Here is a 19208-nt window from a genome sequence, read left to right as displayed (position 1 = left end):
GATCCAGTTCAAGCGCGGTCAGGCACGCCCCGCGCGAAGGCGCAGGACGTGTCGGTGGGCGGGTGCAGGGCGCGGAGGGCAGCGATCACTCGATCACGTCTTCGCGCGGCATCGCCCGCTGGTTGTAGGTGTTGGACATCACGTAGCCGTAGGCACCGGCGTCGGCGATCAGCATCACGTCGTCCGGCGCGGTCGACACCGGCAGCTTGCGGCGCTTGCCGAACACATCGCTGGACTCGCAGATCGGGCCCACCACATCGAACGCCGCTTCGGCATAACCGCCCTGGCGGCTGAGGTTCTCGATGTCGTGCCAGGCGTCGTACAGGGCCGGGCGCATCAGCGTGTTCATGCCGGCATCCAGGCCGACGCGGCGCACGCCGTCCTTTTCCACCACCTGGGTGGCATGGGTCAGCAGCACGCCCGATTCAGCCACCAGGTAGCGGCCCGGCTCGATTGCCAGGCGGAATGCCGGGTGCAGCGCCTTGACCTCGGCCAGGCCCTCGGCCCAGGCGTCCAGGTCGAACGGCTCGTCTTCCTCGCTGTACGGAATCGGCAGGCCACCACCGATGTCGATGGTCTGCACGCTGCCGATGCGGCGGGCGAAACCGGCCAGTTCATCGCACATCAGGCGCCAGTGCTGCGCGGTTTCCACGCCGCTGCCCAGGTGCGCATGCAGGCCGACCACGCGGGTGCCCAGATCGGTGGCGGTGCGCACGAACTCATCCACGCGCGCCATCGGCAGGCCGAACTTGGAATCCTTGCCGCCGGTGCGGACCTTGGCATGGTGGCCTTCGCCACGACCGAGGTCCACGCGCAGCCAGATTTCGCGGTTGCGGAACAGGTCCGGCCAGCGCTGCAGCGCTTCCAGGTTGTCCACGGTGACGGTGACGCCGAGCGCGAAGCCGGCTTCGTACTCTTCGCGCGGGCAGAAGCTGGGGGTGAACAGCACGCGCTTGGGCGACAGTTCCGGCAGGTGCTGGAACACGTGCTTCAGCTCACCGTGAGATACGCATTCCAGGCCGAAACCTTCGGCTTCCAGCAGCTGCAGAATGGCCGGGTGGCTGTTGGCCTTGATCGCGTAGTAGCGCTGGTCGATCGGCTTGATCGCGGCCAGCGCGCGGGCGCGGGCACGCACGGTGGGCAGGTGGTAGACGTAGCGCGGCGTGCCGGCGTCGGCCAGCTGCAGCAGGTGCGCACGCTGGCCACGCCACCACGGCGTGCCGCGCGGGCGCACGGTGCCGGCAATCTCGCGCCAGCGCGGGCCGAACACTTCGGTTTCTTCCACCGGCATCGCGCCACTGTCGATCAGCTCGGCATGCAGGATCGGCAGCAGGCCATCGGCATCGGCTTCGTCGATCACGAAGGTCAGGTTCAGGTCGTTGGACGACTGCGAGATCATGTGCACGCGCTCGCGGCCGAACGTGGCCCACACGTCCGACAGCTTATGCAGCAGCGAGCGCATGCCACGGCCAACCAGGGTGATGGCCGCGCACGGCACGATCACCTTCACCTTGCAGATCTGCGAAAGGTCGGCCGACAGCGCGGCCAGCACATCGGTGTTGACCAGGTTCTCGGACGGGTCCAGCGACACGGTGACGTTGGTTTCGGCCGAACCGATCAGGTCCACCGACAGCCCGTGTTTCTTGAACAGGCCGAACACATCGGCCAGGAAGCCGACCTGCTGCCACATGCCGATGCCTTCCATCGACACCAGCACGATGCCGTTGCGGCGGCTGATCGCCTTCACGCCCGGCACCGGTGCGGCACTGCCATCGATGCTGGTGCCCGGCAGTTCCGGGCGCTCGGTATCGAGGATGGCCATCGGCACGCCGGCATCGCGGCACGGCTTGATCGAGCGCGGATGCAGCACCTTGGCGCCGGTGGTGGCGATTTCCTGCGCTTCGTAATAGTCCAGGCGGGTCAGCAGGCGCGCGTCCGGCACGTCCTTGGGGTTGGCACTGAACATGCCCGGCACGTCGGTCCAGATTTCCACGCGGCTGGCGCCGAGCAGCGCACCGAAGTACGCCGCCGAGGTGTCCGAGCCACCGCGGCCGAGGATGGCGGTGCCGCCGTCGGCGTGGCGGGAAATGAAGCCCTGGGTGATCAGCAGGCGGGTCGGCTGTGCGCGGAAGCGCTGCATCCAGTCCGCGTCGGCGCGCCACTGGCAGTTCACCGACAGGCGCTGCGACCACTCGCTCTGGTTTGGCTGCGGCGGCATCGCGTCCAGCCACTGGCGGGCGTCCATCCAGCCCATGTCCAGGCCCGACGCGTGCAGGTAGGCCGCGCCCAGGGTCGAGGACAGCAGCTCGCCCTGGCCCAGCACTTCGGCCTGCCAGTCCAGCGTACGGGCGGGGGCACGTGCATCGTCCAGCAGGCCCTGCAGCACGGCCAGGCGCTCGGCCAGCACGTCGTGGCCCAGGCCCAGTTCATCCAGGAAGCTCAGGTGGCGCTCGACCAGCGCGGCCACCCGGTCGCGGCTGTCGGCCGCGCCATCGGCAATGGCGGTCAGCTCATTGGTCACCCCGGACAGCGCCGAGACCACCACCAGCACGCGCGAGCCGGTCTCTTCCGCGCGTTTTTTCGCCAGCTTCCCGATCGTGTCCCAGCGGTGGCGACGCGACACCGAGGTGCCGCCGAACTTCAGTACGATCCAACGATCGACAAGGGGGGAAGCTGACATGGATAGGCTATGTGTAATGTGGGGGAGCCGCCCGAGGGGGCGGAACCTTCGATTCTAAGCCCAATGGACCCGCCGATGGCCGCCTTCCGCTACCTGCAGCTTGATGTCTTCGCCCACCAGCCCGGCAGCGGCAACCCGCTGGGGGTGGTGCTGGGCGCCGAGGGCCTGTCCGGGGCCCGCATGCAGGCCCTGGCCGCCTGGCTGAACCTGTCCGAGACGGTGTTCTTCCTGCAGCCCAGCGCCGCCGGTGCCGACTACCACATCCGCATCTTCACCCCGGGCAGCGAGCTGCCGTTCGCCGGCCACCCCAGCGTCGGCGCGGCCTGGGCAGCGGTCACCTGCGGCCTGGCCACGCCGGGTGAGGGCGGCGCCCTGGTCCAGCAATGCGCCGCCGGCCTGCTGCCGGTGCGGGTGAGCGGCGCGGCCGATGCCCCGCACATCGAACTGGCCAGCCCGCCGGCCCGCCGCCTGCAGACCGCCCCCGGCGCGGTGCCGGACGCGCTGCTGGCACGGGCCGCCGACGGTCAGGCGCCCGAGCTGTGGGACAACGGCCCGCGCTGGTGGCTGCTGCCGCTGCGCGATGCCGCCGCGGTACGCACGCTGGCGCCGGACATGGCCGCCCTGCGCGACTGGACCAACGCTACCGGTGCGACCGGCGTGGTGGTGTTCGCCGATGAGACGTCTGCGGGGCACAGCCGCGTGGTGCGCGCGTTCTGCCCCGGTGATGCGGTGAACGTGCCCGAGGACCCGGTGACCGGCAGCGCCAATGCGCTGATCGGCGCCTGGCTGCGCGAACGTGGCGCCCTGCCCGGCGGCGCGGGTGCTTACGTGGCCAGCCAGGGCCGCGAAGTCGGCCGCGACGGCCATGTCCATGTCCGCGTCGATGCCGAAGGCACGGTGTGGATCGGCGGCCAGGTGCAGCCGGTGATCGACGGCCAGATCCGCTGGTAGCGCGGGGCCATGCCCAGCGGCATCACCGCGCCGCGCTACGCGCTCGCGGGGCATGGCCCCGCGCTACCATTTCCCCATTTCCTGGAGCTTTCCCTGATGTCCGCACGCCGTTTCCTGCAACTGGATGTGTTCTCGCCGCGCGCCGGCGCCGGCAATCCGCTGGCCGTGGTGCTCGATGCCGAGGGCCTGGACGACACCGCCATGCAGGCCATCGCGCGCTGGACCCGGCTGCCGGAAACCACCTTCGTGTTCGCGCCGCAGACCGCTGGCAGCAGCTACCGGCTGCGCATGTTCAGCCCGCAGAAGGAGGTGCCCTTCGCCGGCCACCCCAGCGTCGGCACCGCCCATGCGGTACTGCAGGCCGGCCTGGCCGCACCGGTCGATGGCGTGCTGGTGCAGGACGGCATCGCCGGCGCACTGCCCCTGCAGGTGATCGGCGAAGGTGCCGGGCAGCGCATCGCCATCCGTACCCCACGCGCGCAGCTGGCTGAAACCGCGCAGGCCGATGATCCGCGCCTGCAGGCCGCGTTGCAGGGCTGGCCGCTGGGCGAATTGCCGCCGGCACGCATGCAGGGCGGCCGCAGCTGGTGGGTGGTGCAGGTGGCCGATGAAGCACGCCTGCGTGCGCTGCAGCCGGACTGGGACGCGATCTCCACCCTGGCCGAATCCACCGACAGCATGGGCGTGTTCGCCTACGCCTTCAGCGATGGCAACGAGGGCTACGATCTGGCGGTGCGCGCCTTCGTGGGCAACGGGCGGCGCTTCGAAGATGCGGCGTCGGGCGCGGCGAATGCCGTGCTGGCAGCCTGGTTGGACCTGCGCGGGGTGCTGCCGCGCGGTCGCGAACCGTATGAAGTCAGCCAGGGCCGCGAGGTCGGCCACGATGCGCGCCTGACCCTGCGGGTCGATGCAGACGGCGAAGTGTGGTCCGGCGGCCAGGTGCAGACCGTGATCGCCGGAACCATCGACTGGTGACCGTTGTGGGGCGCCGGGCATGGCCCGGCGCTACCCGGCCTCAGCCCAGTTCGGCATCCAGGCTGATCGGCACCGCACTCAGCGCCTTGGACACCGGGCAGTTCTGCTTGGCGTCATCGGCAATGGCGCGGAACTGGGTCGCATCGATGCCCGGCACCACGGCCTTCACTTTCAGGCGGATCTGCGAAAGCTGCGGGCCGCCTTCCATCGACAGATCCACCTTGGCTTCGGTGTCCAGCGAGGTCGGTGTAAACCCGGCCTCGCCCAGTTTGGCCGACAGCGCCATGGTGAAGCAGCCCGCATGCGCGGCGGCGATCAGCTCTTCCGGATTGGTGCCCTTTTCCTCGCCAAAGCGGCTGTTGAAGCCGTAGCGTGTCTTGTCCAGCAATCCACTCTGCGGGGTGCTCAACTGGCCCTTGCCCGACTTCAGATCCCCTTCCCAGTGCGCGGTGGCGTGTCGCGAGATTCCCATGTGCAGCTCCTGCGTGGCGTTGGTGAACGCTTACCCTGCCACGGCCAGCGTTAGCCCTGCGTCGCTCCGCCGCAGTGGCAGACGCTGTCCCGGGCCAGCGCCGTGGACACTTCTTCGCCAGGCGATGGCGCATTTTTCCCTTGTTTTCAGTACTTTCGCGCGGATCGCCCGCATCCCGCAGCGCACCAGAGCCGCGCAATCCCCTGCCGCGCGCCATGTACTGAATCGGTCTGGATATGAAAAAACCTGCACTTTCAGCACTGCGGGCTATTGGCGGCGCCCACGAGTTGCCCTACATTGCGCTTGCCGACGGGGTTCGGCGCCGACCAAACAACCAACCGTTCACGGAACAGGAAACCATGGCAAAGACCGCTAAGAAGGCTGCCCCGAAAAAGGCAGTGAAGAAAGTCGCGACGAAGGCAGCCGCCAAGCCGGCCGCTCCGAAGCCGATCAAGGAAGTGCTGACCAAGTCGGGCCTGGTTGCACACATCGCTGAAGCGTCCGGCGTTGTCGCCAAGGACGTGCGCGCGGTGCTGGCCTCGCTGGAAAGCGCTGTCGCTTCCTCGGTGCACAAGAAGGGCGCTGGCTCCTTCACCCTGCCGGGCCTGCTGAAGATCTCCACCGTCAATGTGCCGGCCAAGCCGAAGCGCAAGGGCATCAACCCGTTCACCAAGGAAGAACAGTGGTTCGCCGCCAAGCCGGCCACCACCAAGCTCAAGGTTCGCCCGCTGAAGAAGCTCAAGGACGCTGCGCTGTAAGCGCGCGCCCCACGGCGATCTTCTGACGGGACGGCGCAGGCCGTCCCGTTTTTTTTGCACGTCCGCCCGCCCTGTCGGGCAGGTGCACGGAAACCGCAACACAGCGTTTCCGCGCGTGCACTGCGCTGGCTGACAGCCGCACCAGCATTGGCCGCAACCGGTGTTTTCCGCCGCAGGAACGGACCGGGTGGAACACTGCGTGCAGCGCGGGCCGTCGCCGCCGGTCACCGGCTTGCCTATGGTGGGCCCATCCCACCACCGACAGGCGAGCACACCCACCATGGCCAGCCCCTCCACCCGCTACCGGATCTCGGTGACCCCCATCGAAAAGGACGGGCACCAGTGCACCGGGCGCTGCACCATCGAACTGGAACACCGCGCCAGCCGCGACCTGATGCGGCTGCTGGAAGCCGCCCCGCGCACGCCCGGCCTGAGCGGTGACGAACGCGCCACCCTGGTGGTCGCCGCGCAGTTGCTGCGCGATATCGTCCAGCGCCATGCCGACAGCGAGGGCCACGCCCTGGCGGCAGTGGCGCCCGACCTGCTTGCCGCGCTGCAGGCCTTGGACCAGCGCATCGCATCGCGCTGATCCCCTCCCAGCCGATACACTGCCGCCTCCCATTGGCCTCGGGGAGGAGGCAGACATGCGCAGTATCGTGGGAGGGTGCCTTGCCCTTGCCTTGATGGGATGTTCGCGCGCCCCGGCGGACGCATCCGCGTCGGCCGCCACCACCGCCGCAGCGGCCGATGCAACTGTCGCGACTACCCCTGCTGCCGACGCTCCGCCAGGCGCCCTCGCAGCGCAGACGGTCGACCCGCTGTTCGGCGCAGTCGCAGCCGGCAGCGAAGCACCCGCGCATATGCTCAACCGCTACATCCTGGACCTGCTCAACGGCAACCGCAGCGGCAGTGATGCGGCCTGGGCCTTCGCCCCGGCTGACCCACGCCACGCCGACGACGCGCTGCTGCGACAGCTGCCGGACCTGCACAGCCTGCGCCTGGACAGCGAACCACCCCTGCCCCGCGATAACGAACGCCCCTCCCGCCTGCTGGAAGTGCCGGTGCGGGTGCGTGCCAGCACCGGCCAGGGCACCTTCCGCTTCCACGGCTGGTACCGCGTACAACCACGCGCCGATGGCCAGGGCTGGCAGATCCAGTCGGCGAAGCTGGAACCCACGCTGGACTGAATCCTGTTTGCCACGTGCACCCGCGATTCAGCGTCCACCGCTACTCTGTGAGCCACCCCATCACCTGCCCGGTCACCGCCATGCGCCTGCGTCCCCTGCTGACCCGTGTTGCTGCATCCACCGTCCTGATTGCCGCCGCCATCGGCGCGCAGGCAGCCCCCTCGATTTCCGGCCGCGAACTGTCGGTCGGTGCCAGTGACGTCCAGCAGTACCTGGATGGCAGCTTCCCGCGTACCCAGGACGCCCTCGGCGGACTGATCGCCCTGACCATGAGCCACCCGCAGCTCAGCCTGCCGGCCGGCGAACGCTTGAACCTGGGCATGGACCTGGCGCTGGCCACGGCGGGCGGCAATCCGACCAATCTGGGCAAAGTGAAGCTCAGCAGTGGCCTGCGCTACGACGCGCAAAGCCAAGGCTTCCACCTGCAGGACCCGACCGTGGACGACTTCACCCCGGCCAGCCAGGGCGGGCGCCTGGATTCGCGCACCCGCGCCCTGCTCAACGCCGCCCTGAGCGACTACGCGCGCCGCGAACCTATCTACAAGCTGGACCCGGGCGTGGCCGGCGTGCTGGGCGCGCTGCAGGTGCAGTCGGCACAGGTCAAGAATGGCAAGCTGGTGGTCACCTTCAACCAGAACCTGGGCAGCCTGGTACCGGCCGGCCTGCTCGGCAACTGAGGTAGCGCCGGGCCTGGCCCGGCGCCTTCGGTCAGGCCGCCAACGCGTTCACCACCGCCTCGCTGAACGCCGGAATATCGTCCGGCTTGCGGCTGGTGATCAGATTGCCGTCCACCACCACTTCGGCGTCGCGCCAGCGTGCGCCGGCGTTGGCAAGATCCTGTCGCAGCGACGGCCAGGATGTCACCTCGCGGCCTTCGGCCAGTCCACTGTTGATCAGCAGCCAGGGGCCGTGACAGATCGCGGCCACCGGTTTCCCCGCCGCCGCCACACTGCGGATGAAGCCCAGTGCGGCCTCGTCGGTGCGCAGCGAATCGGGATTGATCACCCCGCCTGGCAGCACCAGTGCGTCGAACTGCCCTGCATCGGCGTCGGCCAGCGGCAGGTCCACGGCCACCACGCCGCCCCAGTCCTTGTCCTTCCACCCTTTGATACTGGCTTCCTTCGCGGGGGAAACCACGGTCACCGTGGCGCCCTGCGCTTCCAGCAGGCGCTTGGGTTCGGTCAGTTCGGACTGTTCAAAACCGTGGGTGGCAAGAATGGCAATCTGCTTGCCACCAAGTCGCTGTGTCATGTCGAATGCTCCGGAAAGGGAGCAGACAGGGTCGTTGAAGGCCCATTGCACCCCGGTGACCCCACCGTGCACGCCAGGTGCAGGCGGCCCTTGTAGAGTCGAGCCATGCTCGACTCCACCCGGCGGCGGCCGACAGCCAAAGCAGCCAAGGCAGCCAAGGCAGCCAAGGCAGTCGAGCTCGACTCTACAGATACCGGTCAGCGCTTGGGCTGCAGCATCGTGCCGGTGCACTTGGGCGAACCGCAGCGGCACTCCCAGATCTTCTTCAGCTTGGCCGTGTGGCGCTCGGCCAGCACGATGCCGTAGTTGTAGGTCAGCTCTTCGCCGGCCTTGATATCGCGCAGCGCTTCGATGAAGACCTTGTCGCCACGGCTGTCACCGTCCTCGTCTTCCTCGATCACCGCCTCGCAGTTCGGGTCGCAGCTGTGGTTGATCCAGCGTGCGTCGTTGCCCTTGTAGTTGGCGTCGATCACCCAGTCATCGTTCAGGGTGAACAGGAAGGTGTGGCCGCTTTCCACATCGCCGCTGTCATCGGCATCGACATCGCCATGGCTGCGCAGCAGGCCCTTGTACTGGATCACGCGCTCGCCCTGCTTGATCGGGGCCACGGCGAACACGCCGTTGCCATGGATGGCGGACTTGCGGGCTTGGATCTTCTTGGGCATCGGCAAGGGGGTTGGCAGCAATAGGAACCCCGATTCTCACCCATTCACAGTGATTGCGAAAATCACCCCCATGCCGCAGCATGTCGCCCCACCCCGCCGCCGGGGTGCCCCGCCGCCGGCCCAGCGCCGGCTGAATGGCCGGGTTGGATGCCGGCGAAGAAAAGCGTACAATTTCAGTCCGCTTTAAGAACCACTCGCATCCCCATGTTGCGCGTCACCAAGCTCACCGATTACGCCACCGTCGTGCTGACCGTGCTCGCCGCCCGCCCGGGCGAGGTGCTCAGTGCCACCGAACTGGCTGAATTCACTGGTCTGGAACCGCCCACCGTCAGCAAGGTGCTCAAGCCGCTGGCCCAGGCTGGTCTGGTGGAAGGCCTGCGCGGCGTGCGCGGCGGCTACCGGCTCACCCGCGCGCCCGGGCAGATCACCCTGTTCGAGGTGGTCGAAGCGATGGAAGGGCCGCTGGCCCTGACCGAATGCAGCCACGACCACCACCAGTGCGGCATGGCGCCCAAGTGCGGCGCGCGCAGCAGCTGGCGGCTGATCAACGATGTGGTGTCCGAGGCCCTGCGCGCTGTCAGCCTGGCCCAGATCCTGCCCCCTCTTCCCCTTGTCGATGACGAACAGCGCCGCACCATCGCTGTCGACGTCGTCTCCTGATCCGTAGGCAGCCCCCCATGGCCACCGAAACCATCGAAACCGTCGCCCACGACGACACCCCCAACCGCGAGATCCACGAGCAGCTTGGCCGCAAGTATTCGGCCGGCTTCATCACCGAGATCGAATCGGACTCGCTTCCGGCTGGCCTGGACGAGGACACCATCCGTGCCCTGTCGGCCAAGAAGGAAGAGCCGGAATGGATGACGCAGTGGCGCCTGGACGCCTACCGTCACTTCCTGACCATGCCGATGCCGAACTGGGCCAAGCTGCAGATCGCGCCGATCGACCTGCAGGCGCTCAGCTATTACTCCGCGCCGAAGGGCCCGAAGTACGCCTCGCTGGATGACGTGCCCAAGGAACTGCTCGATACCTACGACAAGCTGGGCGTGCCGCTGCACGAGCGCGCCAAGCTGGCCGGCGTGGCGGTGGACGCCGTGTTCGACTCGGTGTCCGTCGGTACCACCTTCCGCAAGGAACTGGCCGAGAAGGGCATCATCTTCTGTTCCATGTCCGAGGCCATCAAGGAACACCCGGAACTGGTGCGCCAGTACCTGGGCACCGTGGTGCCGGTGGGCGACAACTACTTCGCCGCGCTCAACTCGGCGGTGTTCTCCGATGGCAGCTTCGTGTTCATTCCCAAGGGCGTGCGCTGCCCGATGGAACTGAGCACCTACTTCCGCATCAACGCCGGCCACACCGGCCAGTTCGAGCGCACCCTGATCGTGTGCGAGGACAAGGCCTACGTGTCCTACCTGGAAGGCTGCACCGCGCCGATGCGCGATGAGAACCAGCTGCACGCCGCGGTGGTCGAGCTGGTCGCGCTGGAAGATGCGGAGATCAAGTACTCCACCGTGCAGAACTGGTACCCGGGCGACGAGAACGGCGTGGGCGGCATCTACAACTTCGTCACCAAGCGTGCCGAATGCCGTGGTGCGCGCAGCAAGGTCACCTGGACCCAGGTCGAGACCGGTTCGGCGATTACCTGGAAGTACCCGTCCTGCGTGCTGCTGGGCGACGATTCGGTGGGCGAGTTCCACTCGGTGGCACTCACCCACCACCGCCAGCAGGCCGACACCGGCACCAAGATGATCCACGTCGGCAAGCGCACCAAGAGCAAGATCGTCAGCAAGGGCATCAGCGCCGGCCGCGGCCAGAACACCTACCGCGGCCTGGTCAAGGTCGACCGCAACGCCGATGGCGCGCGCAACTACACCCAGTGCGATTCGCTGCTGATCGGCAAGCAGTGTGGTGCCCACACCTTCCCCTACATCGAGGTGAAGAACCCGGGCGCCACCGTCGAGCACGAGGCCACCACCTCGAAGATTTCCGACGACCAGCTGTTCTACTGCCGCGCCCGTGGCATCAGCCAGGAAGACGCGGTGTCGATGATCGTCGACGGCTTCTGCAAGCAGGTGTTCCGCGAACTGCCGATGGAATTCGCAGTGGAAGCCAAGAAGCTGCTGGAAGTCTCGCTGGAAGGTTCGGTGGGTTGACCCGCCTGCTGCCTTCGTTCTGATTATTCAGCCACGCACGGCGTGGCGCTACTGGATTCGTATCATGCTGAAGATCGACAACCTCCACGCCCGCATCGGCGACAAGGAAATCCTCAAGGGCCTGTCGCTGGACGTGAAGCCCGGCCAGGTGCACGCCATCATGGGCCCCAACGGCGCCGGCAAGTCCACCCTGGGCAATGTCCTGGCCGGCCGTGACGGCTACGAAGTCACCGAAGGCAGCGTGCAGTTCGACGGTGTGGACCTGCTCGACCAGGACCCGGAAGCGCGCGCCGCCGCCGGCCTGTTCCTGGCCTTCCAATACCCGGTGGAAATCCCCGGCGTGAACAACACCTACTTCCTGCGCGCAGCCCTGAATGCCCAGCGCAAGGCGCGTGGCCAGGACGAGCTGGATTCCATGCAGTTCCTGAAGCTGGTGCGTCAGAAGCTGGCCGTGCTGCACCTGAAGGACGAGCTGCTGCACCGTGGCGTCAACGAAGGCTTCTCCGGTGGCGAGAAGAAGCGCAACGAGATCTTCCAGCTGGCCGTGCTGGAGCCGAAGCTGGCGATCCTGGACGAAACCGATTCGGGCCTGGACATCGACGCGCTGAAGAGCGTGGCCGACGGCGTGAACGCGCTGCGCGCGGCCGACCGTTCGTTTCTGGTCATCACCCACTACCAGCGCCTGCTGGACTACATCAAGCCGGACGTGGTGCACGTGCTGGCCGATGGTCGCATCGTCAAGACCGGTGGCCCGGAACTGGCGCTGGAACTGGAAGCCCACGGCTACGACTTCCTGAAGGACCGCGTGGTGCGCGAGGCGGCCGTCTGATGAGCGCCCTGCTCGACTCGATGGCACAGGCCTTCTGCGGCAGCGATGCGCGCCGCGACGTGCTCGATGCTGCCCTGCGCGACGGCCTGCCCGCTGCACGCAGCGAAGCCTGGAAATACACCTCGCTGCGCCAGCTGGAGCGCCGCGCCTTCGCCCCCGCACCGCAGGCGCCGGCCGCGCTGGATGCCGAGGCACTGGCCGACATTCCCGCACCGCGCCTGGTATTCGTCAACGGCCGTCTGCACGATGGCCTGAGCGACACCCACGGCCTGCCGGCCGGCGTGCAGCTGGAAGCGCTGTCCTCGGCGCTGGCCGCAGGTGAGGATGCCGCGCGATTCCTCGGCCGCCGCTACGAGCGCAGCGACGAAGTGTTCGCCCGCCTGAATGCCGCACTGGCCGATGAAGGCGTGGTGCTGCGCGTGGATGAAGGCGTGCAGGTTGAAGTGCCGCTGCAGCTGGTGTTCGCCAGCGTGGCCGGCGAGACCGATCTGGCCTGGCACCACCGCCACCTGATCGAACTGCGTGCCGGCGCCAGCCTGGGCGTGGTCGAGCACCGCTTCAGCGTGGGCGACTCGGCGCACCTGGACAACACGGTGCTGCACGCCCACGTCGCCCGCAACGCCGTGCTCAAGCACGCCCGCGTGCAGGCCGGCAGCGCGCGCCAGACCAGCTTCCTGCGTACCGATGCCGTGCTGGCACGCGATGCGCAGTACCACCGCGTCGACCTGGAACTGGGCGCCGCGCTCAGCCGCCATGAACTGAACGTGCGTCTGGAAGGTGACAACGCCCAGCTGACCGCCAACGGCGTGCTGCTCGGCAATGGCCGCCGCCACGTCGACACCCGCCTTGGCATCGACCACATCGCCCGCGATACCAGCAGCGAGCTGCTGTGGCGCGGTGTGGCGGCCAACCGCAGCCGCGTGGTGTTCCATGGTGGCATCCAGATCCGCGAAGGCGCCGACGGCACCGACGCGAACCTGTCCAACAAGAACCTGCTGCTGTCGGCCGATGCCGAGATCGACACCCAGCCGGTGCTGGTGATCGACGCCGACGAAGTGAAGGCCGCACACGGTGCCACCGTGGGCCAGCTTGATGCCAACGCGCTGTTCTACCTGCGTTCGCGCGGCCTGCCGCAGGCCCAGGCGCAGGCCCTGCTGAGCGCCGCGTTCTGCCACGAGCCGCTGAAGGTGCTGCCCGAAGCCCTGCGCGAGCAACTGGCGCGCCGCCTGGACAAGGCCCTGGCCGAGGCGGGTGTGGCATGAACCTGTCCACGCCGCGCCCGATCGAAACCCCTGCCGGCACGCCGGACTGGGACCGCGTCCGCCTCGACTTCCCGCTGCTGATGCGCGAAGTGCACGGCAAACCGCTGGTCTATTTCGACAACGCCAACACCGGCCAGAAGCCGGTGCAGGTGATCGGCGCGGTGGACGAGTTCTACCGCCGCTACAACGCCAATGTCAGCCGTGCGGTGCACGCGCTGGGCACCGAAGCCACCGACGCCTACGAAGGGGCGCGCACCAAGCTGGCGCGCTTCCTGAACGTCCGCGCCAGCGAGCTGGTGCTGTGCAGCGGCACCACCTTCGCGCTGAACCTGGTCGCCTATTCGTGGGCACTGCCGCGGCTGAAGGCCGGTGACGTGATCCTGGTCTCGCGCATGGAACACCATGCCAACATCGTGCCGTGGCAGCTGGTCGCCCAGCGCACCGGTGCCACCATCCGCGTGGCCGAGATCACCCCCGACGGCGCACTGGACCTGGACGCGCTGCGCAAGGCGATGACCGCCGAGGTCAAGCTGCTGGCCGTGGCCCACGTCTCCAACGTGCTGGGCACGGTGAACCCGGTGCGCGAGATCTGCCGCGAGGCACGCAAACGCGGCATCATCACCGTGGTCGATGGCTCGCAGGCCGTGCCCCACCGCAAGGTGGACGTGGCCGCGATCGGCTGCGACTTCTATGCCATCACCGGCCACAAGATGTGCGGCCCGACCGGCACTGGTGCCCTGTGGGCCCGCCGCGAACATCTGGATGCCATGCCACCGTTCCTCGGTGGCGGCGAGATGATCAAGGAAGTCAGCTTCGACGGCACCGTGTTCAACGACGCCCCGCACAAGTTCGAAGCCGGCACCCCGAACATTTCCGGCTTCATTGGCCTGGGCGTGGCCGCTGATTATCTGCAAGCGCTCGGCCAGGACCACGTGGAAACGCGCGAAGCCGAACTGCTGGCGCACTTCACCGAAGAGCTGCAGAAGATCGACGGCCTGCGCATCTTCGGCACCACGCCGGACAAGGCCGCGGTCGTCTCGTTCCTGATCGACGGCGCCCACTCCCACGATCTGGCCACCCTGCTGGACCTGGAAGGCGTTGCCGTGCGCTCGGGCCAGCACTGCGCCCACCCGCTGCTGCAGTACTACGGCGTCGCTGCGACCTGCCGCGCCTCGCTGGCGTTCTACAACACCCACGCCGAAATCGAGCGCTTCATCGTGGCACTGAACAAAGTGCGCAAGCTGCTGGGCTGAGCCCACGGAGCGGGGTCAGATCCCTTTCGCACCGCGAAAGGGCTCTGACCCCGTCAATACACCAGCCAACCGCCGCTGCGACTGCAATGCCTTCCGTATCGACGCCAGATCCCCCGCAGGAATGCCCTGTTCGATGAACGCGGCGTAGCGCCGGCGCCGCTCCTCCACATCGGCAGCCATCACCTCAAACGCAGAATGCGGCACCAACAGCGCGTTCTCCCTGCCCTGTGCATGGGCCCCGTAGCTCGACCAGCGGTAGTCCCCGGAATGCGCCACCATCTCCGCCCGCACCGGATTGAGCTCGATGTAGCGCTGGCAGGCGAGCAGGTACCGATCCGAATCCACCAGCGTGGAGTGAAAGCGCCCTTCCCAGAGGGTGCCGCTTCGGCCCTGCCGCTCGTTCACCCGGCGCACATAGGCACGGCTCACCGCCTGCATCATCCTCGAGAGCCCACCGGGCGAATCAGGTGTTACCAGCAGATGGACATGGTTGTGCATCAGGACGTAGGCGTGGACCCGGCATGCCTGCTGATCCGCCTGGCTGCACAGCAGACGCAGGTAGGCAACGCGGTCGCCATCGCTGAAGAACACCGTCTGCCGGTTGTTGCCGCGCTGGACGATGTGCTGCGGGAAACTTGGTGCATCAATGCGGCGCGGGCGGGGCATGGGCGTCTCCGATTGCCAAGGGGGTCAGAGCCCTTTCGCGCTGCGAAAGGGATCTGACCCCATCCCATTGGCCCCCATCCCATTGGCCCCCATCCCATTGGCCCCCATCCCATTGCCCCGGACCATTTGCGGGCGCCCCCACCCCACCTAGAATGGCGGCATGAGCACCCTGACTTTCCGCGCCGCCACGCCGGCCGACATCCCCGCCCTGATCACCCTGGTCACCTCCGCCTACCGTGGCGATGCCAGCCGCGTGGGCTGGACCACCGAAGCCGACCTGCTGGACGGCGCCCGCATCGACGCCGAAGGCATCCAGGCCGACCTGGACCGCCCGCGTTCGACCATCCTGCTGGCCGAACGCGAGGGCCGCCTGGTGGCCTGCGCCCATGTCGCCGATGTCGACGGCAAGGGCTACTTCGGCATGTTCTCGGTCGACCCGGCGCAGCAGGGCGGCGGCGTCGGCAAGAAGCTGATGGAAGCAGCCGAAGCCCATGCCGCGCGCGAGTGGCAGCTGCCGGTGATGCAGATGACCGTGATCGACGTGCGTGATGAACTGATCGCCTTCTACGAGCGCCGGGGCTACCAGCGTACCGGCATCAAGAAGCCCTTCCCCTATGGCGACGAACGCTTCGGCATTCCCAAGCGCGACGACCTGCGCTTTGAAATCCTGGAAAAGCCGCTGGCCGGGGCATCGGCATGAGCGAGGCCTGGACCTTCGTCTGCGCCGGCGCAGAACTGCTGCCGGGTGAAATGAAGAGCGTGTTCGACGAGGTGACCGGCACGCCCATCGTCGTGTTCAACCTGGACGGCGAACTGTACGCGCTGGAAGACCAGTGCACCCACGAGGAATTCGAACTGTCCTCGGGTGAGTTCAACACCAGCGAGGGCAGCATCGAGTGCGTGCTGCATGGCGCACGGTTCGACGTGCGCGATGGTCGCGCCCTGTGCGCCCCGGCTTACACCGCCGTGCCGAAGTTTCCAGTGAAACGCGAGCACGACGCAATCTGGACCCGCGACGACCGCGATTGACCCAGCAAGGGCGTTGCGCGCCCTGGCGCGCGCCCATCCACCCAGTAGCGGATTGAACCCGCACTGGCCGCCACGGGCCTGCCAGGCCGCCCCAGGCCCATTCAGGAACGCCCGCCCACCACGCAGATGCGAATCATTATCGTTGGTGTTATCCTGCGCGCCTCGTTCGTAACGGTTTGTAACGCCACCGCGCCATGGCTTTGCCTGCGGCCACCGCCACGCTGTGCCAGCTTGCCCGCCAGGGGTGGCCGCTGCTTGCCGCAGCGCTGCTGACCCTGCTGCTGGGCTGGTCGGCCCTACATGAGGGCCGGGGCGCCGCGGCACCGTCGCTGATGGCGGCCTCGCCGGCGACCCTGCTGGACAGTGCGCCACACGCGCCCGATGGCAGCCTGCCCCCGGACGAACGCCTGCCGCGCAGCGAAGCGCCGGCCGAAGGTGCGCCCGAAGACGAACCCCTGCCGCCTGCGCAGCTCTGCCAGCGCACGCCGCCGGTCGCGCCGCCGCACACGAAGGTTGCCCCGGCAGTCACCACGGCGGTCGCCACTCGCAACCGGCGCCAGCCGCCCTCGCACGCGCCTCCGGCCGTCCTGGCCTGATCGCGGCGCGCCTGCGCGCGCTTCGCTGCATCGTCGTTTCTCGCCCGCCTCCGCGGTGCGCGCGTTCCTGTTCCCGCCCTCGTTCCCGCCCCTGTCGCGCACGCGCCGACGGCCCATTCCTGTCTTTCATTCCCATGCCCATGAGCCCCATCAAGAGTCGCAAGCACGCCACCCCGCTTCGTTCCCTGCCGCTGGCCACCCTGGCCGCCGGCCTCGGCCTGGCCACCCTGCCCGCCCTGGCCCACGCCGAAGCGGCCGACAACGCACGTACCCTGGACAAGATCGACGTGCACGCCACGCGCGGCTACAAGGCCGACAAGGTCGCCTCGCCGAAGTTCACCCAGCGCCTGCAGGACACCCCGCAGACGATCCAGGTCATCACCAGCGACCTGTTCAACCAGCAGGGCGCCACCACCCTCACCGAAGCGCTGCGCAACAGCCCCGGCGTGGGCACCTTCTATGCTGGCGAGAACGGCAACACCACCACCGGCGATGCGCTGTTCATGCGCGGCTTCGACACCTCCAACAGCCTGTACGTGGACGGCGTGCGCGACCTGGGCTCGATCTCCCGCGATGTGTTCAACATCGAACAGGTGGAAGTGACCAAGGGCCCGGCCGGCACCGACAACGGCCGTTCGGCACCGACCGGTGCGATCAACCTGGTCAGCAAGCAGGCCAACCTGCAGGACGCCACCTCGGCCAGCATTTCGCTGGGCAGCGATCAGCAGCGCCGCACCACCGCCGACTGGAACCAGTCGCTGGGCGCCACCAGCGCGCTGCGCATCAACGGCATGTGGCAGGACAGCGACCAGCCCGGCCGCGACCACGTGCAGAACAAGCGCTGGGGCATCGCACCGTCGCTGGCCTTCGGTCTGGGTACCGCGACCCGTTACTACCTCAACCTGCTGTACGTGAAGCAGGACAACGTGCCCGATGGTGGCGTGCCCACCCTGGGGCTGCCGGGCTGGACCCCGCAGCCGACCCTGGAAGCGCTGGCCGGCCACCCGGTCGATCCGGAAAACTTCTACGGCACCCGCGCCGACCACGATGACGTGACCGCGCAGATGGCCACCTTCCGTTTCGAGCACGACTTCAACGACAGCGTGCGCCTGAGCAACACCGCGCGCTGGGGCCGCACCGAACAGGACTACCTGCTCACCGCCTTCATGGGCACCGGCGTGCGCGGCGCGGGCGGCCGCCCGACCGGCAACATCACCTATACCAACCCGGCCGACCTCTCCAGCTACGCCATCGCGCGCAGCCTGCCGACCTTCAAGGACCAGCGCAACACGATCCTTACCGATCAGCTGAACCTGCGCGCGGACTTCGCCACCGGCGCGGTCGGCCACGCACTCAGCGCCGGCCTGGAATTCACCCGCGAGGAACTGGACAGCTACGGCCAGGCCGCCGCTGCCGGCACCAGCTGGCCGGCCGCCAACCTGTACGACCCGGACTGGAACGTCAGCGGTCTGAACTGGGCGCACAACGGTGCCGACGCGCACGGCAAGACCACCACCTCCTCGGTCTACCTGTTCGACACCCTGTCCTTCGGTGAAAGCTTCCTGCTGACCGCCGGCGTGCGCGCCGACCACTACAGGACCGAGTACGCCAGCGCGTCGGTGTGTGGCGGTCGTGGCGGCCCGGTGTGCGGCAGCAACCCCACCGGCACCGTGCTGCGCAACCCCACCCTGGAAGCCAGCGACACCCTGCTGAACTGGAAGCTGGGCGCGCTGTACAAGGTCGGCGACACGGTCAGCCTGTACGCCAACTACGCCATTTCCCAGCAGCCGCCGGGCGGCGCCAACTTCCAGCTGAGCAGCTCGGCCAGCAGCGCCGACAACCCCAAGCTGGACCCGCAGAAGGCCAAGACCTTCGAAGTGGGCAGCAAGTGGGGCTTCATGGATGACGCACTGGCGGTGAACCTGGCGCTGTTCCAGACCGACGTGGACAACGAGATCAACACCACCGTGCTGGACGATGCCGGCAACCCCACCCAGACCGGCAGCAAGCGGGTGAAGGGCGTGGAACTGTCGGCGGTCGGCCGGGTGACCGAAAACTGGTCGGTCAGCGCCGGCTTCAGCCATCTGGATACCGAAGTGAAGGAAGGCGCGAAGGTGGCCGCCGACGGCACCACCAACCTGACCTACACCCCGGACGATACGTTCACCGGCTGGACCAGCTACGTGCTGCCGCACGGCATCACCGTGGGTGGTGGCGTGCGCTACGCCGCCGGCATGCACCGCGGCACCGACGGCGCGGTGGGCACCCCGTCGTTCACCAAGTCCTATGCGGTGTACGACGCCATGGTCTCGTGGGACGTGAACGAGCACGTGTCGCTGCGCTTGAACGGCTACAACCTGTTCGACAAGCAGTACGTGGCCAGCATCAACAAGAGCGGCTACCGTTACACCCCGGGTGCACCGCGCACCTTCCTGCTCAGCGCGGACATCCGCTTCTGATGCAGCGCGCGGGGGAGCCCGC

The 19208-nt window shown here is 67.9% G+C and carries 20 protein-coding genes; 15 read left to right on the top strand and 5 right to left on the bottom strand.

The genetic code is table 11. The features are described from left to right. Window positions 1-85: 85 nt before the first annotated feature. Complete coding sequence (locus C1922_RS05565) at window positions 86-2680, bottom strand: bifunctional aspartate kinase/diaminopimelate decarboxylase (protein WP_108748852.1); 2595 nt, start codon at window positions 2678-2680, stop codon at window positions 86-88. A gap of 75 nt (window positions 2681-2755) precedes the next feature. Here C1922_RS05565 and C1922_RS05560 point away from each other — a divergent pair, with 75 nt between their 5' ends. Together C1922_RS05560 and C1922_RS05555 are read left to right on the top strand one after the other, a co-directional pair. After that, window positions 2756-3631: a PhzF family phenazine biosynthesis protein gene (locus C1922_RS05560; RefSeq protein ID WP_108748851.1), complete on the top strand. Its 876-nt coding sequence runs from the start codon at window positions 2756-2758 to the stop codon at window positions 3629-3631. A gap of 96 nt (window positions 3632-3727) precedes the next feature. Beyond that, the gene (locus tag C1922_RS05555; RefSeq protein WP_108748850.1) at window positions 3728-4606 is read left to right on the top strand and encodes a PhzF family phenazine biosynthesis protein; all 879 of its coding nucleotides are present in this window, start codon (window positions 3728-3730) and stop codon (window positions 4604-4606) included. A gap of 40 nt (window positions 4607-4646) precedes the next feature. Here the strand turns inward: C1922_RS05555 and C1922_RS05550 are convergent, their stop codons facing one another. After that, window positions 4647-5078 (bottom strand): OsmC family protein, encoded by a 432-nt coding sequence (locus C1922_RS05550; RefSeq protein WP_108748849.1) that lies wholly within the window; start codon window positions 5076-5078, stop codon window positions 4647-4649. A gap of 359 nt (window positions 5079-5437) precedes the next feature. Here C1922_RS05550 and C1922_RS05545 point away from each other — a divergent pair, with 359 nt between their 5' ends. From C1922_RS05545 to C1922_RS05530, 4 genes are all read left to right on the top strand, one after another. Next, window positions 5438-5836: an HU family DNA-binding protein gene (locus C1922_RS05545; RefSeq protein WP_108748848.1), complete on the top strand. Its 399-nt coding sequence runs from the start codon at window positions 5438-5440 to the stop codon at window positions 5834-5836. A gap of 280 nt (window positions 5837-6116) precedes the next feature. After that, window positions 6117-6425 (top strand): DUF3861 family protein, encoded by a 309-nt coding sequence (locus C1922_RS05540; RefSeq protein WP_108748847.1) that lies wholly within the window; start codon window positions 6117-6119, stop codon window positions 6423-6425. A gap of 55 nt (window positions 6426-6480) precedes the next feature. Then, complete coding sequence (locus tag C1922_RS05535) at window positions 6481-7023, top strand: hypothetical protein (RefSeq protein WP_108748846.1); 543 nt, start codon at window positions 6481-6483, stop codon at window positions 7021-7023. Window positions 7024-7103: 80 nt separating this feature from the next. Next, the gene (locus tag C1922_RS05530; RefSeq protein ID WP_108751491.1) at window positions 7104-7700 is read left to right on the top strand and encodes a DUF1439 domain-containing protein; all 597 of its coding nucleotides are present in this window, start codon (window positions 7104-7106) and stop codon (window positions 7698-7700) included. Window positions 7701-7731: 31 nt separating this feature from the next. Here the strand turns inward: C1922_RS05530 and C1922_RS05525 are convergent, their stop codons facing one another. Together C1922_RS05525 and C1922_RS05520 are read right to left on the bottom strand one after the other, a co-directional pair. After that, window positions 7732-8274, bottom strand: a complete 543-nt coding sequence (locus C1922_RS05525; protein ID WP_108748845.1) for a type 1 glutamine amidotransferase domain-containing protein — start codon at window positions 8272-8274, stop codon at window positions 7732-7734. Between the two features lie 197 nt (window positions 8275-8471). Next, window positions 8472-8939 carry an SET domain-containing protein-lysine N-methyltransferase gene (locus tag C1922_RS05520; RefSeq protein WP_108748844.1) on the bottom strand — a complete coding sequence of 156 codons (468 nt, stop codon included), beginning with the start codon at window positions 8937-8939 and terminating at the stop codon, window positions 8472-8474. Window positions 8940-9143: 204 nt separating this feature from the next. On the opposite strand from C1922_RS05520, the gene C1922_RS05515 reads away from it, so the two are divergent. The 5 genes from C1922_RS05515 to C1922_RS05495 all read left to right on the top strand — a co-directional run bounded on the left by C1922_RS05515 (window position 9144) and on the right by C1922_RS05495 (window position 14436). After that, window positions 9144-9599: an SUF system Fe-S cluster assembly regulator gene (locus C1922_RS05515; RefSeq protein WP_108748843.1), complete on the top strand. Its 456-nt coding sequence runs from the start codon at window positions 9144-9146 to the stop codon at window positions 9597-9599. A 17-nt stretch (window positions 9600-9616) separates the two neighbouring features. Further along, a complete protein-coding gene (sufB, locus tag C1922_RS05510; RefSeq protein WP_108748842.1) occupies window positions 9617-11092 on the top strand; it encodes a Fe-S cluster assembly protein SufB in 1476 nt (491 codons plus the stop codon). 64 nt (window positions 11093-11156) lie between these two features. Further along, window positions 11157-11921, top strand: a complete 765-nt coding sequence (gene sufC / locus C1922_RS05505) for a Fe-S cluster assembly ATPase SufC (RefSeq protein ID WP_108748841.1) — start codon at window positions 11157-11159, stop codon at window positions 11919-11921. Continuing rightward, window positions 11921-13183: a Fe-S cluster assembly protein SufD gene (sufD, locus tag C1922_RS05500; RefSeq protein WP_108748840.1), complete on the top strand. Its 1263-nt coding sequence runs from the start codon at window positions 11921-11923 to the stop codon at window positions 13181-13183. The genes sufC and sufD overlap by 1 nt, the downstream gene beginning before the upstream one ends. After that, window positions 13180-14436, top strand: a complete 1257-nt coding sequence (locus C1922_RS05495) for a cysteine desulfurase (protein WP_108748839.1) — start codon at window positions 13180-13182, stop codon at window positions 14434-14436. Before sufD ends, C1922_RS05495 begins: the two co-directional genes overlap by 4 nt. A gap of 15 nt (window positions 14437-14451) precedes the next feature. Here the strand turns inward: C1922_RS05495 and C1922_RS05490 are convergent, their stop codons facing one another. Further along, on the bottom strand, window positions 14452-15102 hold the full coding sequence (locus C1922_RS05490) for a transposase (protein ID WP_108748838.1): 651 nt from the start codon (window positions 15100-15102) through the stop codon (window positions 14452-14454). A 160-nt stretch (window positions 15103-15262) separates the two neighbouring features. On the opposite strand from C1922_RS05490, the gene C1922_RS05485 reads away from it, so the two are divergent. The 4 genes from C1922_RS05485 to C1922_RS05470 all read left to right on the top strand — a co-directional run bounded on the left by C1922_RS05485 (window position 15263) and on the right by C1922_RS05470 (window position 19186). Beyond that, on the top strand, window positions 15263-15802 hold the full coding sequence (locus C1922_RS05485; protein WP_108748837.1) for a GNAT family N-acetyltransferase: 540 nt from the start codon (window positions 15263-15265) through the stop codon (window positions 15800-15802). After that, a complete protein-coding gene (locus tag C1922_RS05480; protein WP_108748836.1) occupies window positions 15799-16131 on the top strand; it encodes a non-heme iron oxygenase ferredoxin subunit in 333 nt (110 codons plus the stop codon). The genes C1922_RS05485 and C1922_RS05480 overlap by 4 nt, the downstream gene beginning before the upstream one ends. Before the next feature lie 194 nt (window positions 16132-16325). Further along, window positions 16326-16727, top strand: coding sequence for a hypothetical protein (locus C1922_RS05475; protein WP_108748835.1), 402 nt, complete (start codon window positions 16326-16328; stop codon window positions 16725-16727). Window positions 16728-16867: 140 nt separating this feature from the next. Then, window positions 16868-19186 carry a catecholate siderophore receptor Fiu gene (locus C1922_RS05470; protein WP_108748834.1) on the top strand — a complete coding sequence of 773 codons (2319 nt, stop codon included), beginning with the start codon at window positions 16868-16870 and terminating at the stop codon, window positions 19184-19186. The last annotated feature ends 22 nt before the right edge of the window (window positions 19187-19208 follow it).

The organism is Stenotrophomonas sp. ZAC14D2_NAIMI4_7 (assembly GCF_003086675.1).
GTDB lineage: Bacteria > Pseudomonadota > Gammaproteobacteria > Xanthomonadales > Xanthomonadaceae > Stenotrophomonas.
Note: the sequence above shows the minus strand (reverse complement) of the source record. Positions and strands in the feature narration are given on the sequence as shown.

Excerpts from the sequence above, each read along its gene's own strand:
- C1922_RS05565 (WP_108748852.1), bottom strand. The coding sequence starts at position 2,680 with ATGTCAGCTTCCCCCCTTGTCGATCGTTGGATCGTACTGAAGTTCGGC.
- C1922_RS05560 (WP_108748851.1), top strand. The coding sequence starts at position 2,756 with ATGGCCGCCTTCCGCTACCTGCAGCTTGATGTCTTCGCCCACCAGCCC.
- C1922_RS05555 (WP_108748850.1), top strand. The coding sequence starts at position 3,728 with ATGTCCGCACGCCGTTTCCTGCAACTGGATGTGTTCTCGCCGCGCGCC.
- C1922_RS05550 (WP_108748849.1), bottom strand. The coding sequence starts at position 5,078 with ATGGGAATCTCGCGACACGCCACCGCGCACTGGGAAGGGGATCTGAAG.
- C1922_RS05545 (WP_108748848.1), top strand. The coding sequence starts at position 5,438 with ATGGCAAAGACCGCTAAGAAGGCTGCCCCGAAAAAGGCAGTGAAGAAA.
- C1922_RS05540 (WP_108748847.1), top strand. The coding sequence starts at position 6,117 with ATGGCCAGCCCCTCCACCCGCTACCGGATCTCGGTGACCCCCATCGAA.
- C1922_RS05535 (WP_108748846.1), top strand. The coding sequence starts at position 6,481 with ATGCGCAGTATCGTGGGAGGGTGCCTTGCCCTTGCCTTGATGGGATGT.
- C1922_RS05530 (WP_108751491.1), top strand. The coding sequence starts at position 7,104 with ATGCGCCTGCGTCCCCTGCTGACCCGTGTTGCTGCATCCACCGTCCTG.
- C1922_RS05525 (WP_108748845.1), bottom strand. The coding sequence starts at position 8,274 with ATGACACAGCGACTTGGTGGCAAGCAGATTGCCATTCTTGCCACCCAC.
- C1922_RS05520 (WP_108748844.1), bottom strand. The coding sequence starts at position 8,939 with ATGCCCAAGAAGATCCAAGCCCGCAAGTCCGCCATCCATGGCAACGGC.
- C1922_RS05515 (WP_108748843.1), top strand. The coding sequence starts at position 9,144 with ATGTTGCGCGTCACCAAGCTCACCGATTACGCCACCGTCGTGCTGACC.
- sufB (WP_108748842.1), top strand. The coding sequence starts at position 9,617 with ATGGCCACCGAAACCATCGAAACCGTCGCCCACGACGACACCCCCAAC.
- sufC (WP_108748841.1), top strand. The coding sequence starts at position 11,157 with ATGCTGAAGATCGACAACCTCCACGCCCGCATCGGCGACAAGGAAATC.
- sufD (WP_108748840.1), top strand. The coding sequence starts at position 11,921 with ATGAGCGCCCTGCTCGACTCGATGGCACAGGCCTTCTGCGGCAGCGAT.
- C1922_RS05495 (WP_108748839.1), top strand. The coding sequence starts at position 13,180 with ATGAACCTGTCCACGCCGCGCCCGATCGAAACCCCTGCCGGCACGCCG.
- C1922_RS05490 (WP_108748838.1), bottom strand. The coding sequence starts at position 15,102 with ATGCCCCGCCCGCGCCGCATTGATGCACCAAGTTTCCCGCAGCACATC.
- C1922_RS05485 (WP_108748837.1), top strand. The coding sequence starts at position 15,263 with ATGAGCACCCTGACTTTCCGCGCCGCCACGCCGGCCGACATCCCCGCC.
- C1922_RS05480 (WP_108748836.1), top strand. The coding sequence starts at position 15,799 with ATGAGCGAGGCCTGGACCTTCGTCTGCGCCGGCGCAGAACTGCTGCCG.
- C1922_RS05475 (WP_108748835.1), top strand. The coding sequence starts at position 16,326 with ATGGCTTTGCCTGCGGCCACCGCCACGCTGTGCCAGCTTGCCCGCCAG.
- C1922_RS05470 (WP_108748834.1), top strand. The coding sequence starts at position 16,868 with ATGAGCCCCATCAAGAGTCGCAAGCACGCCACCCCGCTTCGTTCCCTG.